Source organism: Streptomyces sp. NPDC016845, assembly GCF_044332585.1.
GTDB lineage: Bacteria > Actinomycetota > Actinomycetes > Streptomycetales > Streptomycetaceae > Streptomyces.
This window is the reverse complement of the sequence record NZ_JBIRPI010000001.1, coordinates 32,772-52,727: the sequence shown is the minus strand read 5'-3', so window position 1 is coordinate 52,727 and position 19,956 is coordinate 32,772. Positions and strand designations below refer to the sequence as shown.

At 71.0% G+C, this 19,956-nt stretch carries 21 protein-coding genes; 10 read left to right on the top strand and 11 right to left on the bottom strand.

Translation table 11 applies throughout. The features are described 5' to 3' along the window. Positions 1-11: 11 nt before the first annotated feature. The 9 genes from ACH4RC_RS00225 to ACH4RC_RS00185 all read right to left on the bottom strand — a co-directional run bounded on the left by ACH4RC_RS00225 (position 12) and on the right by ACH4RC_RS00185 (position 8,956). On the bottom strand, positions 12-383 hold the full coding sequence (locus ACH4RC_RS00225; protein WP_398193163.1) for a VOC family protein: 372 nt from the start codon (positions 381-383) through the stop codon (positions 12-14). Continuing rightward, positions 380-1,177, bottom strand: a complete 798-nt coding sequence (locus ACH4RC_RS00220) for a fumarylacetoacetate hydrolase family protein (RefSeq protein WP_398193161.1) — start codon at positions 1,175-1,177, stop codon at positions 380-382. Before ACH4RC_RS00220 ends, ACH4RC_RS00225 begins: the two co-directional genes overlap by 4 nt. A gap of 5 nt (positions 1,178-1,182) precedes the next feature. Then, positions 1,183-2,643: an NAD-dependent succinate-semialdehyde dehydrogenase gene (locus ACH4RC_RS00215; protein WP_398193160.1), complete on the bottom strand. Its 1,461-nt coding sequence runs from the start codon at positions 2,641-2,643 to the stop codon at positions 1,183-1,185. A gap of 187 nt (positions 2,644-2,830) precedes the next feature. Further along, positions 2,831-3,754 (bottom strand): VOC family protein, encoded by a 924-nt coding sequence (locus ACH4RC_RS00210; protein WP_398193158.1) that lies wholly within the window; start codon positions 3,752-3,754, stop codon positions 2,831-2,833. Positions 3,755-3,827: 73 nt separating this feature from the next. Beyond that, positions 3,828-4,772 (bottom strand): LysR family transcriptional regulator, encoded by a 945-nt coding sequence (locus ACH4RC_RS00205; protein WP_398193157.1) that lies wholly within the window; start codon positions 4,770-4,772, stop codon positions 3,828-3,830. Between the two features lie 47 nt (positions 4,773-4,819). Next, positions 4,820-5,818, bottom strand: coding sequence for a sugar ABC transporter substrate-binding protein (locus tag ACH4RC_RS00200; RefSeq protein WP_398193155.1), 999 nt, complete (start codon positions 5,816-5,818; stop codon positions 4,820-4,822). Between the two features lie 59 nt (positions 5,819-5,877). Then, positions 5,878-6,894: an ABC transporter permease gene (locus ACH4RC_RS00195; protein WP_398193154.1), complete on the bottom strand. Its 1,017-nt coding sequence runs from the start codon at positions 6,892-6,894 to the stop codon at positions 5,878-5,880. After that, complete coding sequence (locus tag ACH4RC_RS00190) at positions 6,891-8,396, bottom strand: sugar ABC transporter ATP-binding protein (RefSeq protein WP_398193152.1); 1,506 nt, start codon at positions 8,394-8,396, stop codon at positions 6,891-6,893. Before ACH4RC_RS00190 ends, ACH4RC_RS00195 begins: the two co-directional genes overlap by 4 nt. After that, the gene (locus ACH4RC_RS00185) at positions 8,393-8,956 is read right to left on the bottom strand and encodes a carboxymuconolactone decarboxylase family protein (RefSeq protein WP_398193150.1); all 564 of its coding nucleotides are present in this window, start codon (positions 8,954-8,956) and stop codon (positions 8,393-8,395) included. The genes ACH4RC_RS00190 and ACH4RC_RS00185 overlap by 4 nt, the downstream gene beginning before the upstream one ends. A 246-nt stretch (positions 8,957-9,202) precedes the next feature. On the opposite strand from ACH4RC_RS00185, the gene ACH4RC_RS00180 reads away from it, so the two are divergent. Both ACH4RC_RS00180 and ACH4RC_RS00175 read left to right on the top strand, forming a co-directional pair. Beyond that, positions 9,203-9,613 carry a cupin domain-containing protein gene (locus tag ACH4RC_RS00180; RefSeq protein WP_398193149.1) on the top strand — a complete coding sequence of 137 codons (411 nt, stop codon included), beginning with the start codon at positions 9,203-9,205 and terminating at the stop codon, positions 9,611-9,613. A 60-nt stretch (positions 9,614-9,673) separates the two neighbouring features. After that, a complete protein-coding gene (locus tag ACH4RC_RS00175; protein WP_398193148.1) occupies positions 9,674-10,669 on the top strand; it encodes a TAXI family TRAP transporter solute-binding subunit in 996 nt (331 codons plus the stop codon). On the opposite strand, the gene ACH4RC_RS00170 is transcribed toward ACH4RC_RS00175, so the two are convergent. Then, the gene (locus ACH4RC_RS00170) at positions 10,648-12,114 is read right to left on the bottom strand and encodes a sensor histidine kinase (protein ID WP_398193146.1); all 1,467 of its coding nucleotides are present in this window, start codon (positions 12,112-12,114) and stop codon (positions 10,648-10,650) included. The two genes, ACH4RC_RS00175 and ACH4RC_RS00170, sit on opposite strands and share 22 nt — an antisense overlap. Before the next feature lie 21 nt (positions 12,115-12,135). Beyond that, positions 12,136-12,822 (bottom strand): response regulator transcription factor, encoded by a 687-nt coding sequence (locus tag ACH4RC_RS00165; protein ID WP_398193144.1) that lies wholly within the window; start codon positions 12,820-12,822, stop codon positions 12,136-12,138. A gap of 273 nt (positions 12,823-13,095) precedes the next feature. Between ACH4RC_RS00165 and ACH4RC_RS00160 the strand changes: the two genes are divergently transcribed. The 8 genes from ACH4RC_RS00160 to ACH4RC_RS00125 all read left to right on the top strand — a co-directional run bounded on the left by ACH4RC_RS00160 (position 13,096) and on the right by ACH4RC_RS00125 (position 19,746). Further along, entirely contained in the window at positions 13,096-13,875 is a 780-nt protein-coding gene (locus ACH4RC_RS00160) for an amino acid ABC transporter ATP-binding protein (protein WP_398193142.1), read from the top strand. A gap of 45 nt (positions 13,876-13,920) precedes the next feature. Beyond that, complete coding sequence (locus tag ACH4RC_RS00155; protein ID WP_398193140.1) at positions 13,921-14,838, top strand: glutamate ABC transporter substrate-binding protein; 918 nt, start codon at positions 13,921-13,923, stop codon at positions 14,836-14,838. A 116-nt stretch (positions 14,839-14,954) separates the two neighbouring features. Beyond that, positions 14,955-15,602, top strand: a complete 648-nt coding sequence (locus tag ACH4RC_RS00150) for an amino acid ABC transporter permease (RefSeq protein WP_356491110.1) — start codon at positions 14,955-14,957, stop codon at positions 15,600-15,602. Then, positions 15,599-16,534: an amino acid ABC transporter permease gene (locus ACH4RC_RS00145; RefSeq protein WP_398193138.1), complete on the top strand. Its 936-nt coding sequence runs from the start codon at positions 15,599-15,601 to the stop codon at positions 16,532-16,534. Before ACH4RC_RS00150 ends, ACH4RC_RS00145 begins: the two co-directional genes overlap by 4 nt. Before the next feature lie 253 nt (positions 16,535-16,787). Continuing rightward, on the top strand, positions 16,788-18,461 hold the full coding sequence (locus tag ACH4RC_RS00140; protein WP_398193136.1) for an FAD-dependent monooxygenase: 1,674 nt from the start codon (positions 16,788-16,790) through the stop codon (positions 18,459-18,461). A gap of 138 nt (positions 18,462-18,599) precedes the next feature. Continuing rightward, positions 18,600-18,647 carry a hypothetical protein gene (locus ACH4RC_RS00135; RefSeq protein ID WP_342781581.1) on the top strand — a complete coding sequence of 16 codons (48 nt, stop codon included), beginning with the start codon at positions 18,600-18,602 and terminating at the stop codon, positions 18,645-18,647. 149 nt (positions 18,648-18,796) lie between these two features. Beyond that, on the top strand, positions 18,797-19,333 hold the full coding sequence (locus ACH4RC_RS00130; protein WP_398193134.1) for a cysteine dioxygenase: 537 nt from the start codon (positions 18,797-18,799) through the stop codon (positions 19,331-19,333). Beyond that, entirely contained in the window at positions 19,324-19,746 is a 423-nt protein-coding gene (locus ACH4RC_RS00125; RefSeq protein WP_398195591.1) for a rhodanese-like domain-containing protein, read from the top strand. Before ACH4RC_RS00130 ends, ACH4RC_RS00125 begins: the two co-directional genes overlap by 10 nt. Positions 19,747-19,956: the final 210 nt, after the last annotated feature.

Genomic DNA, 19,956 nt, shown 5'->3' with positions numbered 1-19,956 from the left:
CTCGTAGCAGTTCAGTTGGGGCGCTTCGCGTGGTACACAAGTTCGATCATGGTGTGGTCGGGGTCGTGGATGTAGCAGAACTTCGACTGGTTCTCCGGGCGCTGGATCGGCCGCGTGTGGCGGATGCCGAGCTCCTCGAGGTGGGCGAGAAAGTCGTCCCAGTCGTCGACCTCGACGGCGAAGTGGTAGGGCGCCATGCGCTCCATCTCCTCGACCGGGGTGAAGTGCAGGTCGAAGTTGCCGCGGGTCATCAGGACCACGCGCGTGTTGGACTTCGGCATGATCCGCTTCATGCCGAAGACCTTCGTGTACCAGTCGGCGGTGCGGTCGGGGTCGGTCGTGGGGAAGTTGACGTGGTGGATGTACCTGGGTTCTGCGCTCATGGCAGCGGACCTTCCTGACTGACGGGTTCGGCCTGGATGACCGGGTTGGAGAGGACGCCGATGCCGGTGATCCCGACGTCCACGGTGTCGCCCGGCGCGAGCCCGCAGACGGACTCCGCGCCCATCCACAGCACGTCACCGGGGTGCAGCGTCAGATACCGGCTCATCTCGACGAGGTAGTCGTACGGGTCGAAGACCATGTCGCCGGTGGGGAACTCGGCGCGGACCTCGCCGTTGACACGCAGCGTCGTCGTCGTGGTGGGCGCGAGCGGATCGGCGGCGGTCTCGATCCACGGCCCCATCGGCTTGAACGTGTCGCTGTTCTTCGCCCGCCACAGCGTGCGGTCCTCGTGCTGCCAGGCGCGGGCGCTGACGTCGTTGCCGACGGTCCAGCCGAAGACGCCCGCGCGCGCTTCGTCGTACGAGGCATGGCGCAGCGTCCTGCCGATGACGGCGACGAGCTCGGGTTCGGCCTCGAAACGGCCCGTCACGTCGTGCGGTCTGACGATGGGCGAGCCGTGGCCGGTGAGGGCGTTGTTGGCGCGGTAGCCGGCCTCCGGGCGCTTCGGGGTCTCGGCGGCGGCGTGCGCGATGTGGCGCGGGTAGTTGAGGCCGACGGCGTAGAAGACGTGCGGGACGACGGGTGGCAGCCAGATGGCATGGGCGGTGGGGATCGAGCCGATGACGGTCGGTGCCGGGTTCTCGATCGGGGAGCCGGCGAGCAGCGCGATCGTGTCGCCCTCCACCCTTCCGTGCAGGGGCACGCCCTGGACCCGTACGCGTGCGTAGCGCATGGCGGTCAGCCGGCCAGGAGGTGGGAGACGCGCTTGGTGACGAGGTAGGCGTCGAGCGCCTCGGGGCCGCCCTCCCGGCCGTAGCCGCTGTCCTTCACGCCGCCGGACGGCGCTTCGTGGACGGAACCGCCGCAGTGGTTGATCGAGAGGATCCCGGCCTCCAGTTCGGCGCAGAGCCTCTCGGCGGTCGCCGCGGACTCGGTGAAGCCGTACGCGGCGAGCCCGAACGGGAGGGAGTTCGCGACGGCCAGCGCGTCGTCGAGGTCGCCGAAGGGCACGATGGGGGCGATCGGCGCGAACGGTTCCTCGGACATGATCTGCGCGTCCGGGGCTACGTCCGTCAGCACGGTCGGCGCGAAGAAGTGGCCGGGCCGGTCGGGGCGGGTGCCGCCCGTGCGGAGGGTCGCGCCGCGGCTGATGGCGTCCGCGGTGAGGCGTTCGGCCGCGGCGACGCGGCGGGCGTTGGCGAGGGGGCCCATCGTGGTGGCGGGGTCCAGGCCGTCGCCCGTCGTCAGCGCCTCCGCCGCCTTGACGAACTCTGCCGTGAACGCCTCGTAGCGGCTCTCGTGGACCAGGAAGCGGCTGGGGGACGTGCAGACCTGGCCCGCGTTGAAGAACTTCGCCCGCGCGGCGCGGCGGGCCGCCCGCACGGGGTCCGCGTCCGCGCAGACGATCACCGGGGCGTGGCCGCCCAGCTCCATCAGCGACGGCTTCATCACCTCGCCCGCCCGCGCCGCGAGCAGCTTGCCGACGGGGACGGAGCCGGTGAACGCGACCAGGCGCGTGAGGGGTGAGGCGATGAGCTGGGCCGATACGTCGGCCGGTTCGCCGAATACGAGGTTGAGGACGCCCGGGGGCAGACCCGCGTCGGCGTAGCACTCGACCAGGGCCGCCGCCGTCGCCGGGGTCTCCTCCGACGCCTTGAGGATCATCGAGCAGCCTGCGGCGAGCGCGGAGGAGATCTTGCGGTTCGGGCCGCCCACGGGGAAGTTCCAGGGGACGAACGCGGCGACCGGGCCGATCGGGTCGCGGCGCACCGAGAGCGAGGTGCCGGGGGCGGTCGGGATGGTCCGGCCGTAGGCGCGGCGGGCGTCCTCTATGTGCCAGCGCAGGGTGTCGGCGGTTCGGGTGGCTTCGCCGAGCGCCTCGTCGAGGGGCTTGCCCTGTTCCAGGGTCATGGTGCGGGCGATGGCGCGGGCGCGGGCCGTGATCAGGTCGGCGGCGCGGTGGAGGATCTCCGTGCGGCGGGCGAGAGGGGTTGTGCGCCAGGTGCGGAAACCTTGTGCTGCCGCGTTCAGGGCGTCGTCCAGGTCTGCCGGTGTCGCCAGGGGGACGGTTCCGACGGGTTCTCCGGTGGCCGGGTTGGTGACGGTGGCCGTCGCCTTGTCCGCTGCGTCTCGCCATTCGCCGGCTATGTGGAGGCGGGCGGATCGGTATTCGGCGGGTGGGTGGTCCGGGGTGCTCATCTGGTGGGCCTCATCTCGTGGCGTGCGGCGGAGTCCGGGGCGGGCCCCGGGGCCGGTCGCCGAGTGACGGTTTCGTGGTGGCTGGTCGCGCGGTTCCCCGCGCCCCTGACGGGGCACGATCAAGCCCCTCCGGCGATCGGGGAGCGGGGTCCGGGGCGGAGCCCCGTGGCCCGGCCCGAGGGTGGGGTCACGGGAGGACGGGGGCGTCGCGGTTCGTGCGCAGGGACCAGATCGTGTGCGGCGGGGCCGTCTCGTGGCGCCGGGTCCCGTACGTGGCATCGGCGCGGTCCATGTCGCAGGCGTATTCGACGCGGCCACCGCACGGGGCGTGCAGGAAGCGGAAGATGTTGGAGCCGATGGTGTGGCGGCCCAGTTTGCGGGCCTCGCGCCAACCCCGGTCGATCATGTGGTTGCCGCCCTCGATGACATCGTCGACGCCGGGAACCTCGTACGCGATGTGGTTGGTCCCGGCCTTGTCGGGGCGGTGACAGAGCAGGAACGTGTGCTGGTCGTCGTCGCCGGGCGCCTGCATGAAGACGCCCATGGGTTCGACGACGTCGGTCGGGCGGAAGCCGAGGCGTTCGGTGTAGAAGGCGACGGCCTGTTCGCGGCCGGCTCTGGGGATGTTGAGGGCGACGTGGCACATCCGCAGGGGCCGGACCTGCCCGACCGGCTCCAGCGGGGTGTTCCAACGGGCCACGTCACCGTGGACGTTGGCCGGGCGCCGCGTGACGGCCAGGGCGCGGGGACGGGCGAGGGTGAGCCCGACGCCGAACCCGGTCTCGTCGGCGGTGTGATGGACACCGTCCGCGCTCGACCGGACCGCCCGGTCCCGCCCGACCGCCGAGACCAGCGCGGCGAGCGCCTCCGCCGTGTCCACGCCCCAGACGATCTCGCGCAGGGCGGGCCCGTTCTCGACGGGCGGCGGGAGATACGGGCCCGGCCGGGTGTCCAGGTGGACGGTCTGCGCGGCGAGCGTCTCGAGGACCGCGTGTTCGTCGGTGCGCTCCACCAGGAACAGTCCGAAATCCTCGAAGAACCGCACAGTCTCTTCGAGGTTCCCGGAATCCGTGACGCCGTAGACGACCGACTCCACGCGCTGAATCCCCATCGGTTCCACACTCCAAACAGATCAGTCGGCCGGTCGGCCGGACAGTCGCCGAGTCGGCCGGTCGGCAAGTCGGTCAGTCGGCGAGTCGGTCAGTCGTCGCCCGGTTTTCCGCCGCGATCCGCGGAATCGGGTTCTTGGCGAACCACGCCGTGAGGAACTCCAGGAACACCGCGATCTTGCGCGGAGTGGACTGCCCGGGCCCGTAGATGGCGAACAACGGGCGCTCGGGGACACCGAGTTCGGGCAGCAGCAGTTCGAGGGCGCCCGAGAGCAGGTCGTCGTAGGCGGGACGCTGCGGGAGGAGCCCGATGCCGCGGCCGTGCACGGCGGCCTTCTGCAGGGCGATGTACGAGTTCGAGGAGAACGCCACATTGCGGATCTTGTGCAGGGTCGAGGCGTGCCCGTGCCCCACCCGCCACACCGGGTCGTTCACGTGCACAAGGCAATCGTGCCCGGCGATGGCATTCGGTTCCGTCAGCTTCCCGTGCCGGGCCAGGTAATCGGGGGAAGCGCAGAGCACGAAAGGCAGTGACGCGATTTTCTTGAGGCGCACTCCGGAATCCCGTAGATCCCGGGTGTGGAACGCCACGTCGAATCCGCTGTCGAGGAAGTCGTACGTACGGTCCGACATTCCGCCGAGTTCGAAACGCACCTGAATACGCGGATGCTCCGCCGAGAACGCGGCGATCGCGTCGCCCAGGTCCAGGCTGCCGATCCATTTGGGGCAGATGATGCTGAGCGCCCCTTCGGCGCGGTCGTGGAGCTGGGCTATCGACACGTCCTCGGCGGCGATCTCGTCGAGGATGCGGGAGCAGAACTCGGCGTAACGCAGGCCCTGTTCGGTCAGGCTGACCGAGCGGGCCGTGCGGTTGACCAGGCGGACGCCGACCTGCCGCTCCAGCTCGGCCACGTGCCGCGAGACCAGGGAGCCCGAGGAGCCGAGCTTCTTCGCGGCGCCGTTGAAGCTGCCGTTCTGGGCGACGGTGACGAAGCTGTGCATGAGCAGCAGGCGGTCCATGACTCCTCCAGGCGAAAGGCGAAAGGCGAAAGGCGGAAGTACGGGGATCACTTCGGGCAGTACCGGGGCGCCTGGTCAACGTCGTCCTTGGTGATCAAAGTAAGGGGGACCTTACTGATTTTGTCAACCTTTTTGTCACCAAGAAGGTCAACGGTCTGCTCGACCGCGGTCTGTCCGATCGTGAGCGCCGAATTGGAGACGGTCGCCTGGAGCCGGCCGTCCTTGACGGCGGCTATTCCGTCCTCGGATCCGTTCACCGAAGTGATCTTGACCTTCTTGGCGCCGGCCGCGTCGAACGCCTTACGGACGGCGAAGGCCATCTCCTCGTTCGCGACGAAGGCGTAATCGAGATCGGGGTGGGCCTGGATCATGTTCTCCGCGACGTCCTGCGCCTTGGCCGGGTTGAACATGCCCGGCTGGTTGGCGACGACCTTCGCGTTGGCCGGTAGCTGCTTGGTGAAGCCGCCCACAAGCAGGTCGGAGGCGGCGCCCGGCGCTCCGGCGACGACGCCCACCTTCACGTCCCTGCTGCCCGCGTCCTTCGCGATCCAGTCGGCGTCCATCTGCCCGACCCGGGTCAGGTCGACGACGGCGGCGCCGAGGATGTCGGACGCCTTGTCGGTGGCGACCGAGGTCAGATAGATCGGGATGCCCGCGGCCTTGGCCTTGGCGATGTCCCCGTCGAGGGCGTCGACGTTGACCGTCTGCACGATCAGCGCGTCCACATTCCGGGAGATCATGTCCTCGATGTTGGACAGCTCCGTCCCGGCGTCCTGCTTGGAGTTGGCCGTGTAGACCTTCGCGTCCTTGGCCTTCGCGGTCTGCTCGACGGCCTTCTGCAGACAGGTGTGGAAGTGCGTGTTGGCGCCGTTGACGAAGCCGAGGGAGACGGAGCCGTCGGCCGCTCCCGCGCTGTCACTGTCCTCGGCGCAGCCGGACAGCAGCGACAGCGCGGACACCCCGGCGAGCGAGACCCCGAGGGTTCTGCGGAGGCGGGTGCGGCTACGGGCACGGCTACGGCTACGGGTGCGGACGGGGAGGGTCATGAGGGTCTTACCTTTCCTACGGCATCGGGGGAAGGGCGGGGTGGCGTACGCGGCGGAGGTCAGTGACCGGGCTCGCCCCTGCGCTGGAACCCGTTGACGATCGCGGCGACGAGCAGCACCGCGCCGGTCACGACGAACTGGTAGTTGCTGTTGACCTGGAGCAGGTTGAGAGCGTTGGCGACGACGCCGAGGAGGATCACGCCGAGCGCCGTGCCGAGGACCGTGCCCCGGCCGCCCGCGAGCGACGTACCGCCGATGACCACGGCCGCGACCGCCGTCAACTGGGTCTGCAGACCGGCCGTGTTGGGCGCGCTGGCGCCGAGCCGGGAGAGCAGCATCAGCCCGGCGAGCCCCGCGAGCGCGCCGGCCAGGGCGTAGAGGGCGAGTTTGCGGGCGGGCACGTTGATGCCGCTGAGCCGGGCGACGTGTTCGTTGCCGCCCATCGCGAAGGCGTCCCGGCCGAAGGTGGTGAACCGCATGACGAGCCCGATGAGCAGCAGGACGAGGACGGCGACGACGAGCAGCCAGGGCACCCCGGCGACGGTCGCGTTGCCGAGGCCGTGCATCTTGTCGCCGATGGTGACGCTCATCCCGTTCAGGACGAGCAGCGCGACACCGTCGAGGAGCATGGCGGTGGCGAGCGTCGCGACGAAGGGGGCGACGTTCGTGTACGTCACGACCAGGCCGTTGACCAGGCCTATCACCGCGGCGAGTACCAGCGCGACCACCACGGTCACGGCCGTGGACCGGCCGCCCGACAGCATCTGCGCGGCGACGGCCGTGGTGACCGCCGCGTTGGACCCCATCGAGAAGTCCATGCCGCCCGCGGTCATCAGGAGGGTCAGGCCGCCCGCGATGACGGCGTTGACGCTGATCTGGCGGAGCACGTTGAGCAGGTTCTGCGAGGTGGTGAAGGAGTCGGCGCGCAGCGCGGTGAAGACGATCACGAGGACGAGGACGGCGACGAGCCCGCCGTGCGGGACGGCCGACAGCCTCCGTCCGATGCCACGCGATGCGGTCCGCCCGGGTGGTGAGGCCAGCTGTCCCGGCGCTGCGGAGGGGGTCTTGAGGCTCACTGGGACTGTCCTTTGAGTGCGGTGGCGACGAGTTCGTCGTGGCTGATGGCGGCGATGTCGTGCTCGGCGACGGCCCGCCCGGCGCTGACCACGACGACCCGGTCGGCCAGGCGCATCACCTCCTCGGCGGAGGAGGAGGCGAGCAGGACGGCGACGCCGCGCCCGGCGAGGTCGTCGACGAGGGCGTGGATGTCGGCCATCGCCGCGATGTCCACGCCGTTGGTGGGGTCCTCCAGGAAGCAGACGGCGGGCTCGGTCTGCAGCCATTTGGCGAGCAGGACCTTCTGCTGGTTGCCGCCGGAGAGCGCGGCGACCGGCGGGTTCCCGGCGAGCGCGACGACTCCGTAGCTCGTCCGCAGGGGCGCGGCCCGCCGGGCGAGGTCGCCGCCGCGGTGCCAGCGGCGCCGCGCGAACCGGTCGCCGGCCAGCATCAGGTTCTCGTCGACCGAAAGCTCGGGGACGAGCCCGAGGGTGCGCCGGTCGCCGGTGACGCAGCGCAGACCGCTGGCGAGCGAGGCGGGCACCTTCCCGAACGGCACGGCCGCGCCGTCCACCCGCAGCTCCCCCGCGTCCGGCCGCACCCGGCCCGACAGCAGGTCGAAGAGGCCGGCCTGGGCGTCCCCGGCGGGCCCGAGCACCGCCACGACCTCGCCTTTGCGGACGTGTACGGAGAAGTCGCGGATGGCGCGGCCCCGGCTGAGGCCGCGCACGGACAGGCCGAGTTCGTCCTGGGGCGCCGGGCGTTCGCGCCGGGTCGAGACGACGTCCCTGCCGACCATGGCGCGGACGAGCGACGCCGCGTCGAACTCGTTCGCGGGGGCGCTGCGTACGACACCCCCGTCGCGCAGCACGGTGACGCGGTCGGCGATGCCCATGACCTCGCCGATGTAGTGCGAGATGTAGACGACGGCGACGCCCTCGTCGCGCAGGGTGCGCACCAGCGTCCGGATCTGCTCGGCCGCCTCGGTGCTCAGGCAGGCGGTCGGCTCGTCGAGGATGAGGACCCGGCCGCCGCGCCGCACCTCGCGGGCGACCTCCACCATGGTCTGCTCGGCGACGGTCAGCTCACCGGCGGGGCGGCGTACGTCGATGTCGATGCCGAGGTCCGAGAGCGCCTGCCGGGCCTGCGCGTCGATGGCGCTCCACCGGACGATCCCGCGCCGTCCGGGCAGATCCCCCAGCATGATGTTCTCGGCGACGGTCAGCCCGGCCGCCAGTTCGCGGCGCTGCGGCACGAAGGAGATGCCGAGGCGGCGGGCGCGGCGCACGGTCAGGCCGTGCTCGGCATGCCCGTCGACCTCGACCGTGCCGCGGTCCGCCTGGTGCACCCCGGAGAGGACCTGCACCAGGGTCGACTTGCCCGCGCCGTTCATCCCCATCAGCGCGTGTATCTCCCCGGGGTGGAGATCGAGGTCGACGTCCCTGAGGGCCGCCGCGCCGCCGAAGCTCTTGGTGACACCGCGCACCCGGACGACGGGCCCTTTCGTCGCGAGCCCGCTCACGGCCTGGACACCGCGTCGGCCACGCGCGCGTAGCCGCGTACGTCGGGGAACGGCGGCTCCTTGTCGGCCTGCAGGTCCACCTGGAAGGCGTTGAGGCACATGCCGAGCATGGTGAAGTTGCCGAGCGCGCCGATGGTGTCCACGAGGCCGCGTGCGCCGAAGTGCTCGAGCGCGACGGCGAAGGTGGCGTCGCTGACGAAGTGGTCGGCCAGGACCTCGTGCGCGAACGCGAAGAACGCCTGGTCCGCCGGGTCCTCGAACGCCACGTCCAGGTAGCGCCGCTCGGCGATCGCCCGCACGTTCTCCTCGGCTATCCCTGCCTCGACGGCCTGATGGGCATGGGCGTTCCAGGAGTACTGGGCGTCCCAGTTGCGGGCGGCCATCAGCAGCGCCAGCTCCCGCAGATGTTCCGGCAGGGAGCAGTCGAAGCGGGCGAACGCGCCGAGGGAGTCGGCCCGCTCGGCCATGTCGGGGCTGTGCAGCCAGACCCGGAACGGGCCGCGCACGGCACCGCGCCGGCCCGCGATCCGCGCCGCCAACTCCTGCTGGCGCGCACTCATTTCGTCAGGCGTGAGAACGGGGAGCCTCATGGCCGGGATCCGCCTTTACATCCGGGCACGGTCCGGGTTCGCCGTGCGACGGTGGCCGACCGTACCTCCGGAGGCCGCCCCCTCAACCCCTCCGGGAATGCAAGGTAAAACTGCACGCCGACCGGGATCCGCCGGCGGACGAACGCTCCTAATCTCGTTCGCCACCACCATGCGCCACCCACCCGCTCCGGAACCCCACGAATGAGGCATCCCCCGATGACCACGATCATCAAGGCCGCGGCCGTACCGCTGCTCGACCGCGGCGGCGCCGTCGTGACCACCCCGCTGATCACGACCGAGTCCGCGGGCGGCGAGAACCGCATCACCAGCGGCATCAGCGTCTACCCGGTCGGCTCCGGCGCCCCGCTGCACTCCCACAACTGCGACGAGCACGTCACGATCCTCGACGGCGAGGCCGAGGTCGTGGTCGACGGCGAGGTCACCAAGCTGGAGCGGCACGACACGACGTACGTCCCCTCGCCGGTCCCGCACCTGTTCCGCAACGTCGGCTCCACGCCGCTGCGCATCCTGTGGGTCTACAGCTCCGGCCATGTCACCCGTACGTTCACGGAGACCGGCAGGACCGTGGAGCACCTGTCCGCCGGGGACCGGATGGGGCGGGACTGAGTCGCGCCCCGGCGCCCGCCGGGCCTGGTCAGGCCCGGTCCGACCTGGCAGGATCGCGCCATGCCCCCGTCGCTGACCCGTGTCACCCGCCGCCGCGCCTTCCAGGGTGCCGCCGCGGGGATCGTGGTGTCCGCGCTGCTGCTGTGGTGGCTGCTGCCGCTGGGCGATCCGGGGCAGAGCGGGCGCGTCACCATCAGCACCGGCGCCCGTACCGGCGTCTACGAGAAGTACGGCAACCTGCTCAAGACGGCTCTCTCCCGTGACCTGCCCCGGCTCGATGTGGACCTGACCGGCAGCGAGGGGTCCTGGGACAACGTGCGGCGGGTGGCCACCGGCAAGGCCGACTTCACCATCGCCGCCGCCGACGCGGTCGCCAAGTACCAGTACGAGGACCGGCCGGGCGCGCTGCGGCTGCGCGGCTGCGCCCGCCTCTACGACGACTACATGCAGCTCGTCGTGGCGCGGTCGTCCCCCGTCCGGAAGGTCGCCGGCCTGCGCGGCCTGAAGGTCGCCGTGGGCGGGGAGGGGTCCGGGGTGCGCTTGATCGCCGACAAGGTGCTGCGCGCGGCCGGCCTGGACATCAACCGGGACATCACGCCCGTGGGCATCGGCATAGACGCCATGCCCAAGGCGCTCAAGTCGGGGCAGATCGACGCGTTCTTCTGGTCCGGCGGTCTGCCCACCAACCATGTCAACAACCTGTCGAACGAATTCCCCGTCCGCCTCGTCGAGATGGGCAGCCTCGTCAAAGCGCTGCACAAGCAGGGCGAGTCGTCCCGCTACTACCGGGCCGCCGTGATGCCCGCCGACGCCTACCCGGCCGCCCAGCGCGGCGAGGCCGTCACCACGCTGGCCGTCGCGAACCTCCTGGTGACCACCGACCGCACCAGCCCCGAACTGACCGAGGCGGTGACGCGCACGGTCATCGACAGCCGCGACCACATCGGCACCAAGGTGCACGCCGCCCAGCTCGTCGACCTCAGAACCGCCGTCTACACGGACCCGCTCTCGCTGCACGAGGGCGCGCGCCGCTATTACCTCTCCGTCAAGCCCTGATCCTTGCCGGCCGGTGCCGTGCGCGGCACCCGCACCGTCACCGTGAGCCCGTGCGGTTCGCGCGGTGCGTACGCGATCGAGCCGCCGCCCGCCGTGAGCAGCGCCCGGGAGATGGAGAGCCCGAGCCCGGAGCCCTTGATGTTCTGGTGCCGGCCGCTGCGCCAGAACCGGTCGCCGATCCGCGCCAGCTCCTCCTCGCGCAGACCGGGGCCGCCGTCGGCGATCTCGATGGCGGTCGTCTCCCCGTTCGCCGCGACCGTGACGGTGACCGTCTCGCCCGCGGGCGTGAACTTCAGGGCGTTGTCGACCACCGTGTCCAGGGCGCTGGACAGCGCGATCGGGTCGGCCCAGCCGGTCGCCGCGGGACACTCCGCGACCAGGCGCACCCCCTTCTGGTCGGCGGCCGGGCGCCACGCCTCGACGCGCTCGGCGGCCAGCTCCCCGATGTCGGTCAGCCGCAGGTCGGCGGCGGCGTGCTCGGCCAGGGCCAGGTCGAGCAGGTCGTCGAGGACCCGGGCCAGGCGCTTGCCCTCGGCCCGTACGGACGCGATCTCCTCGTTCCCCTCCGGCAGTTCGTAGGACAGGACCTCGATGCGCAGCAGCAGGGCGGCCAGCGGGTTGCGCAGTTGGTGCGAGGCGTCGGCGACGAAGGCGCGCTGCTGTTCGAGCACGTCCTCGACGTTGTCCGCCATCTCGTTGAACGAACGGGACAGGCGGCGGAGTTCCGGCGGCCCGCCGCCCGCCGCGACCCGGGACTTCAGCCGTCCGGTGGCGATGTCGTGGGTGGTCGCGTCCAGGATCCGTACGGGGCGGAGGACCCAGCCGGTCAGGCGCAGGGCGGCGCCCACCGCGAGGAGCATCGCGGCGAACTCGCCCGCCGCGATGATCACCCAGCCGCGCAGCGTCGCGGACCGCATCGCGCCGGTCGGCGAGTCGGTGACGACGACCGCGACCACGTCGCCGTCCCGGATGACCGGTGAGGCGACCACGACGCGGCCCCGCTGCCAGGGCCACACCTGCGGCGGGTCGTGGCTGCCGCGCGAGTACAGCGCCTCGTCGAACGCGGCGCGCACCTGGCCCGACCAGGGCACGCGGAAGTCGCTGGGCGCCCGGCCCATCGGGCTGCGGTCGCGGTAGAAGACGCCCGCCTTTATGCCGTACACGTCGTGGTAGCGGGCTATCTCCTTCTGGAGCGTCTGCTGCCGCTCGTCCGCCCCGCTCTCCGCGACCGCTCCGCTCTCCCGGTCCTCGTCCGCCTCCTCGTCCTCGTCGGAACGGGTGGTGACGAACTGCGCGAGCGAGGCGAACCGGGCCGTGTCGTCGATGCGGTCGACGACGACCTTCTGCTGCTGGGCGGAGGCCACGCTCACCGCGAGCGGGAAACCGAGCGCGAGCAGGACGCCCGCCATGAGGACGATGAGCAGCGGAAGCAGACGGGCGCGCACCCGGGGACTCTACGGGTTCCGCTAGGCGGCCGGCGCGACGAGCCGGTAGCCGACGCCGCGCACGGTCTCGATGAGGGCGGGCATGCGCAGCTTGGAGCGCAGCGAGGCGACGTGCACCTCCAGGGTCCGCCCCGTCCCCTCCCAGCTCGTGCGCCACACCTCGCTGATGATCTGCTCCCGCCGGAAGACCACACCGGGCCGCTGCGCGAGCAGGGCGAGCAGGTCGAACTCCTTGCGGGTGAGCTGGACGACCGTCCCCTCCACCGTCACCTGCCGGGTGGGCAGTTCGATGTGGACGCCGCCGAGGCGCAGCCCGGTCTCGGCGGCGGGCGCGCTCTCCCCGGCCGCGGTGCGCCGGCTCACCGCGTGGATACGGGCGAGGAGTTCACCGGTGTCGTACGGCTTCACCACGTAGTCGTCGGCACCCAGATTGAGCCCATGGATACGCGAACGTACGTCCGCCCGCGCGGTCACCATGATGACGGGGGTCGAGGTGCGCTTGCGGATCTTGCCGCAGACCTCGTAGCCGTCCTGGTCGGGCAGGCCGAGATCGAGCAGGACGACACCGAAGGCGTCGGGCTCGGGGACGAGCGCCGCCAGCGCCTCCTCGCCGCTGCGCGCGTGGCGCACCGCGAAGCCGTGCCTGGCCAGGACGGCGGACAGGGCCGCGGCCACATGGTCGTCGTCCTCGACGAGCAACAGTCTCATTCCGGCCCCCTCCCGCACCCTGGTCTCCCCCGGACTCGCCCCGGACGCTCCGGGTTCACCAGGGCATCCACGCCGATACACGAGGACGTCGTCAAGGGGTTGCGGGTCACGGCCGGGTTCCGTTATGCAGCCGGTACGTGGCTCCGCGTCCCCTTCACCCATAGTGTCCGCTTGCGGCCGGATCGTTATGCTCAATTTCCCCTCAGATGTAATGACGCTGGTCGCATGGCGTTTTACTGTCCTCCCAACCGAGGAGGATGGAGCAAGACCCCGATGACCGAAGTTTCGGTGACCAAGGACGCCACTCCCCCTGCGGGCGACGCACTGGTCGCGCTGAGCGAAGTGAACAAGCACTTCGGAGCGTTGCATGTGCTCCAGGACATCGACCTGACCGTCGGCCGAGGTGAGGTCGTCGTCGTCATCGGCCCCTCGGGCTCGGGCAAGTCGACCCTGTGCCGCACGATCAACCGCCTGGAGACGGTCGACTCCGGCGCGATCACGATCGACGGCAAGCCGCTGCCCCAGGAGGGCAAGGAACTGGCCAAGCTCCGCGCGGACGTGGGCATGGTGTTCCAGTCCTTCAACCTCTTCGCGCACAAGACCGTGCTCGAGAACGTGACGCTCGGCCAGATCAAGGTCCGCAAGACGGACAAGAAGACGGCCGAGGAGAAGGCCCGGGCCCTTCTGGACCGGGTCGGTGTCGGCGCGCAGGCGGACAAGTACCCCGCGCAGCTCTCCGGTGGCCAGCAGCAACGTGTGGCCATCGCACGGGCGTTGGCGATGGACCCGAAGGTGATGCTCTTCGACGAGCCGACCTCGGCGCTCGACCCGGAGATGATCAACGAGGTCCTCGAGGTGATGCAGCAGCTCGCCCGGGACGGCATGACGATGGTGGTGGTCACGCACGAGATGGGCTTCGCCCGCTCGGCCGCCAACCGCGTCGTCTTCATGGCGGACGGCCGGATCGTCGAGGAGTCGGCCCCCGACCAGTTCTTCAGCAACCCGCGCAGCGACCGGGCCAAGGACTTCCTGTCGAAGATCCTGCACCACTAGTTCCCCTGGCCCCCTGCGAATCTGCCGACATTAAGGATGTTCACCATGAAGCTCCGCAAATCCGCCGCGGTGGCGACCTTGGCCGTGCTCGCCCTGACCGCGACCGCCTGTGGCGGCGAGTCCGGCAACGCCGGTGACAAGCCGGCCGGTACCACCGGCGGCAAGGACCAGCCGAAGCTGCCCACCTACAAGGTCGCCACGGACGTCAAGGTCGACTCGGCGACCCTGGAGAAGGCGCAGAAGGCGGGCAAGCTCGTCGTCGGTGCCAAGAACGACCAGCCCTACCTCGGCTTCGAGGACACGGACGGCAAGCGCTCCGGCTTCGACATCGAGATCGCCAAGATGGTCGCCGCCGACCTCGGCTTCAAGGCGGACCAGGTCGAGTTCAAGACGGTCGACTCCAACGTCCGCGAGACCACCATCTCCAAGGGCGAGGTCGACCTCTACGTCGGCACCTACACGATCAACGACGAGCGCAAGAAGCAGGTCGGCTTCGCCGGTCCGTACTTCCTGGCCGGCGCGGACCTCCTGGTGCGCAAGGACGACAAGGCCATCACCGGTCCCGACTCGCTCAAGGGCAAGACGGTCTGCTCCATCAAGGGCTCGACCCCGCTCCAGGAGATCAAGAAGCCCAAGTACGGCGCGAAGACCATCGAGCTGTCCAAGTACTCCGAGTGCGTACAGCAGCTGCTCAACAACGAGGTCGACGCCGTCACCACCGACGACGCCATCCTCAAGGGCTACGCCGCCCAGCGCCCGGAGAAGCTGCAGGTCGTCGGCAAGCCCTTCACCAAGGAGCCGTACGGCGTCGGCATGGGCAAGGACGACAAGGCCCTGCGCGACGCGGTCAGCGACGCCATCGAGGCGCACCAGAAGAACGGCGACTACAAGAAGGCGTACGACGCGACGCTCGGCCTGTCCGGCTCCTCGTACACCGAGCCGCCGGCGCTCGAGCGCTACTGATCCAGCCGGCCTGAGGGACCGCGGCGGGCGCATCCATGGGGTGCGCCCGCGGCGCGACCCCGTGCCGTCCGCCGTTTCGTCGCCCGTCCGCCGCCGCCGCCCACGAGGACATCCCCGTGAACGTATTGCTCGACTATCTCCCGGAGTTCCGCGAGGGGTTCATAGGCACCGTCCTGCTGACCCTGGCCAGCGGACTTCTGGCGATGGTGCTCGGCGTGATCATCGCCGGTTTCCGTGTCTCCCCCGTACCGCCCCTGCGCCTGTTCGGCACCGCCTGGGTCACGCTGTTCCGCAACACGCCCCTGACGCTGCTCTTCCTGGTCGTCTGGTTCGTCATCCCGGTCATCTTCCTGCCGGGCCTGAACCCGTGGACCAAGGCGCTGCTCGCGCTCGGCTGCTACACCTCGGCGTTCGTCTGTGAAGCCGTCCGCTCCGGCATCAACACGGTGCCGCTGGGCCAGGCCGAGGCCGCGCGCTCGATCGGCATGACCTTCTCGCAGACCCTGCGCATGATCATCCTGCCGCAGGCCACGCGGACCGTCCTGCCGCCGCTCAGCTCGATCTTCATCGCGCTGACCAAGAACTCGGCCATCGCGGGCGCCTTCAGCGTCGCCGAACTCTTCGGCGTGCAGAAGCTGCTGAGCGACAAGGGCTTCGCGATCGGCTGGATCTTCCTGTGGGTGGCCCTCGGCTACCTGATCATCACCTTCGCCATCAGCGGTCTCTTCCGGCTGCTCGAGCGCCGCATGGGGGTCGCACGATGAGTGGTTCGAGCGTCCTGTACGACGCACCCGGCCCCAAGGCCCAGGTGCGCAACCGGATCTACACGGTCGTCGGCTCCCTCGCGGTGCTCGGCGTGATCGCGTTCACCCTCTACCGGATGAACGTCACGGGCCAGCTGGAGCCCGAGGTCTGGAACATCTTCAACAACGCGGGCGTCCGCGCCAACATCCGCGACGGCGTCGTCACCACCCTGAAGGTGTTCGCCGCCGCCGGTGTGCTCTCCCTGGTCCTCGGTCTGCTGCTCGCGGTGGCCCGGCTCTCCGACCACAAGCCGGTCAGCTGGTTCGCCACCGGTTTCATCGAGCTGTTCCGCGCGATCCCGCTGCTGATCACCATCTACGCCCTGTGGGTGCTCTTCCTCACCTACAAGGAGAACCTCGGGGTCGTCGGCGACAACTCCGCGTTCTGGGCCCTCACCATCGGCCTGACCGTCTACAACGGCTGCGTCCAGGCCGAGGTCATCCGGGCCGGCATCAACGCCGTGCCGCGCGGCCAGGTCGAGGCGGCGTACGCACTGGGGCTGCGCAAGTCCCAGGTGATGACGATGCTGCTGCTGCCGCAGGCCGTCCGCGCGATGCTGCCGACGATGATCAGCCAGCTCGTGGTGACCCTGAAGGACACCTCGCTCGGCTACATCATCACCTACGGCGAGCTGCTGTTCGCGGCCCGCACGATGGCCAACAACATCATCGTCAACGGTGACAATCCGATCACCGCCGTCGTCATCGTCGTCGGCGCGATCTACATCGCCATGTGTCTGGCCCTGTCCGGCCTCGCCACCTGGATCGAGCGGCGCGGGCGGCGCTCCACCAAGAAGGGCGTGACCGTGGCCCCGGCGGGCGAGCCCACCGTGGAGATGTCCGAGATCGAGCAGGCGCTCGGCAAGGGCCCCGGCGGTACGGGCGGCGCCTGACCTGACATGCCGTTGCATGTGGCGTTGGATGTGACGCTGGATGTGACGGCCCATCATGGACCGTTCCGGTGTCTGGGAGGCAGTGGCGTGATCGCCACTGCCTCCGTCACTTGACGCAAGCACCGGCAATGGGTTGCATACGCTCTGTGAACGTGCACCCCGCTCCAACTGCCCCTTCTTGTACGTCCAGTACGCCGCCCGCCTCGCGCGGGACGCTTTCCGGCGGACTTCCCGGGGCGGGAGGGGCCGCGCCGTGGATCCGGTGATCGTCGTCGGCGCGGGCCCCGTCGGGCTCACGCTGTCGCTCGCCCTCGCCCGTCACGGCGTCCCGTCGGTGGTGCTCGACGAGGGTCCCGGCAAGGACGAACCGCGTCCCGCCCGTACGGTCGTGCTCCGCGAGGACACCGCCGCGCTCGTCGAGCGGCTCGCGGGCACGTCCTTCGACAGGGCCGGCTCCCGGTGGACGGGCTGGCGCTCCATGCGCCGCAAGCAGGAGATGCGGACGATCACCTTCGGTGAGGAGCCTTCCGGCGATGAGCTCTCCGGTGGCGGGCCCGTGTCCCCGCTCCACATCGCCCAGCACGAGCTGACCGGGGCGCTGCGCGCGGCCGTCGCCCGGGAGCGGCTCGTCAAGGTCGCCGCCGACAGCCGCCTCGACGCGATCGAGCAGGAGCGCTCGGGGCTGACCGCGCACACGCGCGGCCCGAACGGCACCTGGTGGCGCGGCAGTTACCTGGTCGGCTGCGACGGCCCCCGCTCCACGGTCCGCAAACTGCTCGACATCCGCTTCCCCGGCCGCACCGCCGTCGAGCGGTACGCGGTCGCCGCCCTGCGCACGGAACTTCCGTGGCCCGGTCAGGCGTTGCTCCATCGGAGCCCTCCGTGGCGGACCTCGGGTCCGGCGGGCCCGGAGATCGTCGGCCGCCCCCTCGCCGACGGCGTCTGGCGCCTGGACTGGCTGCTGCCGCCCCGCAGCGACCTGGTCACGCCGGACGTCCTCGTGGCACGCGTCCGGGAGACCCTCGCGGGCTGGTGCGGAGGCTCCACCCCGCCCTACGAACTGCTCGACACCGGCGTCCACACCGTCCACCACCGCCTCGCCCGCCGCTGGCGCGTGGGCCGCGCCTTCGTCGCCGGGGACGCCGCGCACCTTCTCGGCGCGCTCGGCACCCAGGGCCTGGACGAGGGGTTGCGCGACGCCGACAACCTCGCCTGGAAACTGGCCCTGACCTGGCACGACGGGTTTCACTCGGTCTCCGCCGTGTCGTCCGGCCTGCTCGACAGCTACCAGAGCGAGCGCCGCACCGTCGTCGCCGCCCGGCTGCGCGCCGCCGACCAGGCCCTGCCGGTACTGCGCGGCGGCAAGGGCCCCAGGGGCCTGCGCTCCTACGTGCCCGGAGGCGCCCGGGGCCATGACGCCCTGCTCACCGAAGGGCACCTGGGCCTCGGTCCGCTCGGCGCCCCCGGGTCCTACACCGACTCGCCGCTCGCGCCGCCGCCCTCCGACTCGCAGACGGTGGTGGGGACGGCGCCGGGCGCGCCGGTCGCCGACGTCCGGGTGACCGCGCCCGACGGGACCTTCGTCCAGCTCCGGGACCGGCTCGGCCTCGGACACCTGATCGTCCTCCTCGTCGCCCCGGGCACCGGCGTGTGGGAGCGCAAGCACTGGATGTCGGCGGGGCTCATGCCCCGCCTCGCCGCGGCCATCGCCGCGCTGCCGCACGAGGCGGAGCTGCTTGTCGCGGAAAGCTACCCGGACGCCGCCGCGCACACGGTGCTCCTCGTCCGCCCCGACGGACACCTGGTCACCGCCCTGACCGGGGTGCGCCCGGCGGAGCTGTACGAGGCGGCGCAGACGGCGCTCGGAGGGCCGGTGGAGGAGGCCGGCGAAGAGCCGCTGAAGACGACCGGGACGCGTTCTTCCTGACTCTTCTTGAGCGGCTCCGGTGTCTTGCTGTCGCCTTTCCGGGGCCGCTCCGGACGTCGGTTGACCCGAATCCGCCACCATGGTGTACTCCGGAGCGTGACGATCGACACCGACGTGCGCCTGTGGCGGAGGGTCCATATGGACCTCATCCGCTACGCGGGCTGCGTGTGTCGCCCGTCCTGCTGAATTCGCCGATCACGACCTTCTCCGCGTGCCCGTGGCACGCGTCCTTCGCGAACTCCAGGACGGTACCCATGTCTGTTCCCGCCTCCTCCACGCCTGCCCTCGTCACGCCTGCCCTCGTCACGCCTGCCCTTGTCACGCCTGCCCCTGCCATGCCTTCCTCCGCCGCGCCGGGCCCGGTGACGCCGGAGGCCCCGGCGCCCGACCAGGCCGAACTGCTCGCCTTCGTACGCCGTGTCGCCGCGGACCGCGACCTCGTCGATTCCCTGCCGCTCGACCCGGAGGGCCGTACCTGGGTGCGGCTCGAGGGCCCCGGCGGCAGCGAGGCCTGGCTCATCGGCTGGCCGCCCGGCACCGGCACGGGCTGGCACGACCACGCCGAGTCCGTCGGCGCCTTCCTCACCGCGTCGGGCGAGCTGAAGGAGAACGCCCTGGCCGCCCGGTTGCCCGCCGACGGCTGGAAGACCCTGGAACTGGACGAAGGGGTCGACAGGAAGCGCCGGTTGCAGGCCGGTCAGGGCCGCGCCTTCGGCCGCCACCATGTGCACGAGGTGCTGAACGAGTCCCCCACCGAGCACGCCGTCTCGGTCCACGCCTACTATCCGCCGCTTCCGCAGATCCGCCGCTACAGCCGCACCGGCCCGGTGCTGCGCCTGGAGTCGGTGGAGCGCCCGAAGGACTGGCAGTGAGCACGGCGGGCCGGCGCCGGGTCGGCATCGACGACCATCTGGAACGGGTGCGGTCCGGGTTCGACCGGGTCGAGGCGCGGGACGCCTTCGAGGCGTCCTCCCGCGGCGAGGCGCTCCTCGTCGACATCCGCTACGAGGCGTTGCGCCGCCGCGACGGTCTGATCCCCGGCGCGCTGGTCGTGGAACGCAACGAACTGGAGTGGCGCCTCGACCCGCACGGCAGCCACCGGGCCCCCGAGGCGACCCACCACGACCTCCGCGTGGTGGTCGTATGCAACGAGGGCTACGCCTCCAGCCTCGCGGCCGCCTCCCTCCACCAGCTCGGCCTGCACCGCGCCACGGATCTGGTGGGCGGCTTCCAGGCATGGCGTGCGGCGGGACTGCCGATCCTGCCACCGACCGGCACGGGGTGACGGCCGGGGTGAGGCGGCGGGTTGCCGGTGAGGTGGCGGGGTTGCTGGTGAGGCGGCGGGGTTGCTGGTGAGGTGGCGGGGTTGCTGGTGAGGCGGCGGGGCTGCCGGTGAGGCGGCGGGGCTGCCGGTGAGGCGGCGGGGCTGCCGGTGAGGCGGCGGGGCTGCCGGTGAGGCGGCGGGGCTGCCGGTGAGGCGGCGGGGCTGCCGGTG

Bases quoted from the DNA above. Each gene is read 5' to 3' on its own strand.
- ACH4RC_RS00225 (WP_398193163.1), bottom strand. From the start codon at position 383: ATGAGCGCAGAACCCAGGTACATCCACCACGTCAACTTCCCCACGACC.
- ACH4RC_RS00220 (WP_398193161.1), bottom strand. From the start codon at position 1,177: ATGCGCTACGCACGCGTACGGGTCCAGGGCGTGCCCCTGCACGGAAGG.
- ACH4RC_RS00215 (WP_398193160.1), bottom strand. From the start codon at position 2,643: ATGAGCACCCCGGACCACCCACCCGCCGAATACCGATCCGCCCGCCTC.
- ACH4RC_RS00210 (WP_398193158.1), bottom strand. From the start codon at position 3,754: ATGGGGATTCAGCGCGTGGAGTCGGTCGTCTACGGCGTCACGGATTCC.
- ACH4RC_RS00205 (WP_398193157.1), bottom strand. From the start codon at position 4,772: ATGGACCGCCTGCTGCTCATGCACAGCTTCGTCACCGTCGCCCAGAAC.
- ACH4RC_RS00200 (WP_398193155.1), bottom strand. From the start codon at position 5,818: ATGACCCTCCCCGTCCGCACCCGTAGCCGTAGCCGTGCCCGTAGCCGC.
- ACH4RC_RS00185 (WP_398193150.1), bottom strand. From the start codon at position 8,956: ATGAGTGCGCGCCAGCAGGAGTTGGCGGCGCGGATCGCGGGCCGGCGC.
- ACH4RC_RS00180 (WP_398193149.1), top strand. From the start codon at position 9,203: ATGACCACGATCATCAAGGCCGCGGCCGTACCGCTGCTCGACCGCGGC.
- ACH4RC_RS00175 (WP_398193148.1), top strand. From the start codon at position 9,674: ATGCCCCCGTCGCTGACCCGTGTCACCCGCCGCCGCGCCTTCCAGGGT.
- ACH4RC_RS00165 (WP_398193144.1), bottom strand. From the start codon at position 12,822: ATGAGACTGTTGCTCGTCGAGGACGACGACCATGTGGCCGCGGCCCTG.
- ACH4RC_RS00160 (WP_398193142.1), top strand. From the start codon at position 13,096: ATGACCGAAGTTTCGGTGACCAAGGACGCCACTCCCCCTGCGGGCGAC.
- ACH4RC_RS00155 (WP_398193140.1), top strand. From the start codon at position 13,921: ATGAAGCTCCGCAAATCCGCCGCGGTGGCGACCTTGGCCGTGCTCGCC.
- ACH4RC_RS00145 (WP_398193138.1), top strand. From the start codon at position 15,599: ATGAGTGGTTCGAGCGTCCTGTACGACGCACCCGGCCCCAAGGCCCAG.
- ACH4RC_RS00130 (WP_398193134.1), top strand. From the start codon at position 18,797: ATGCCTTCCTCCGCCGCGCCGGGCCCGGTGACGCCGGAGGCCCCGGCG.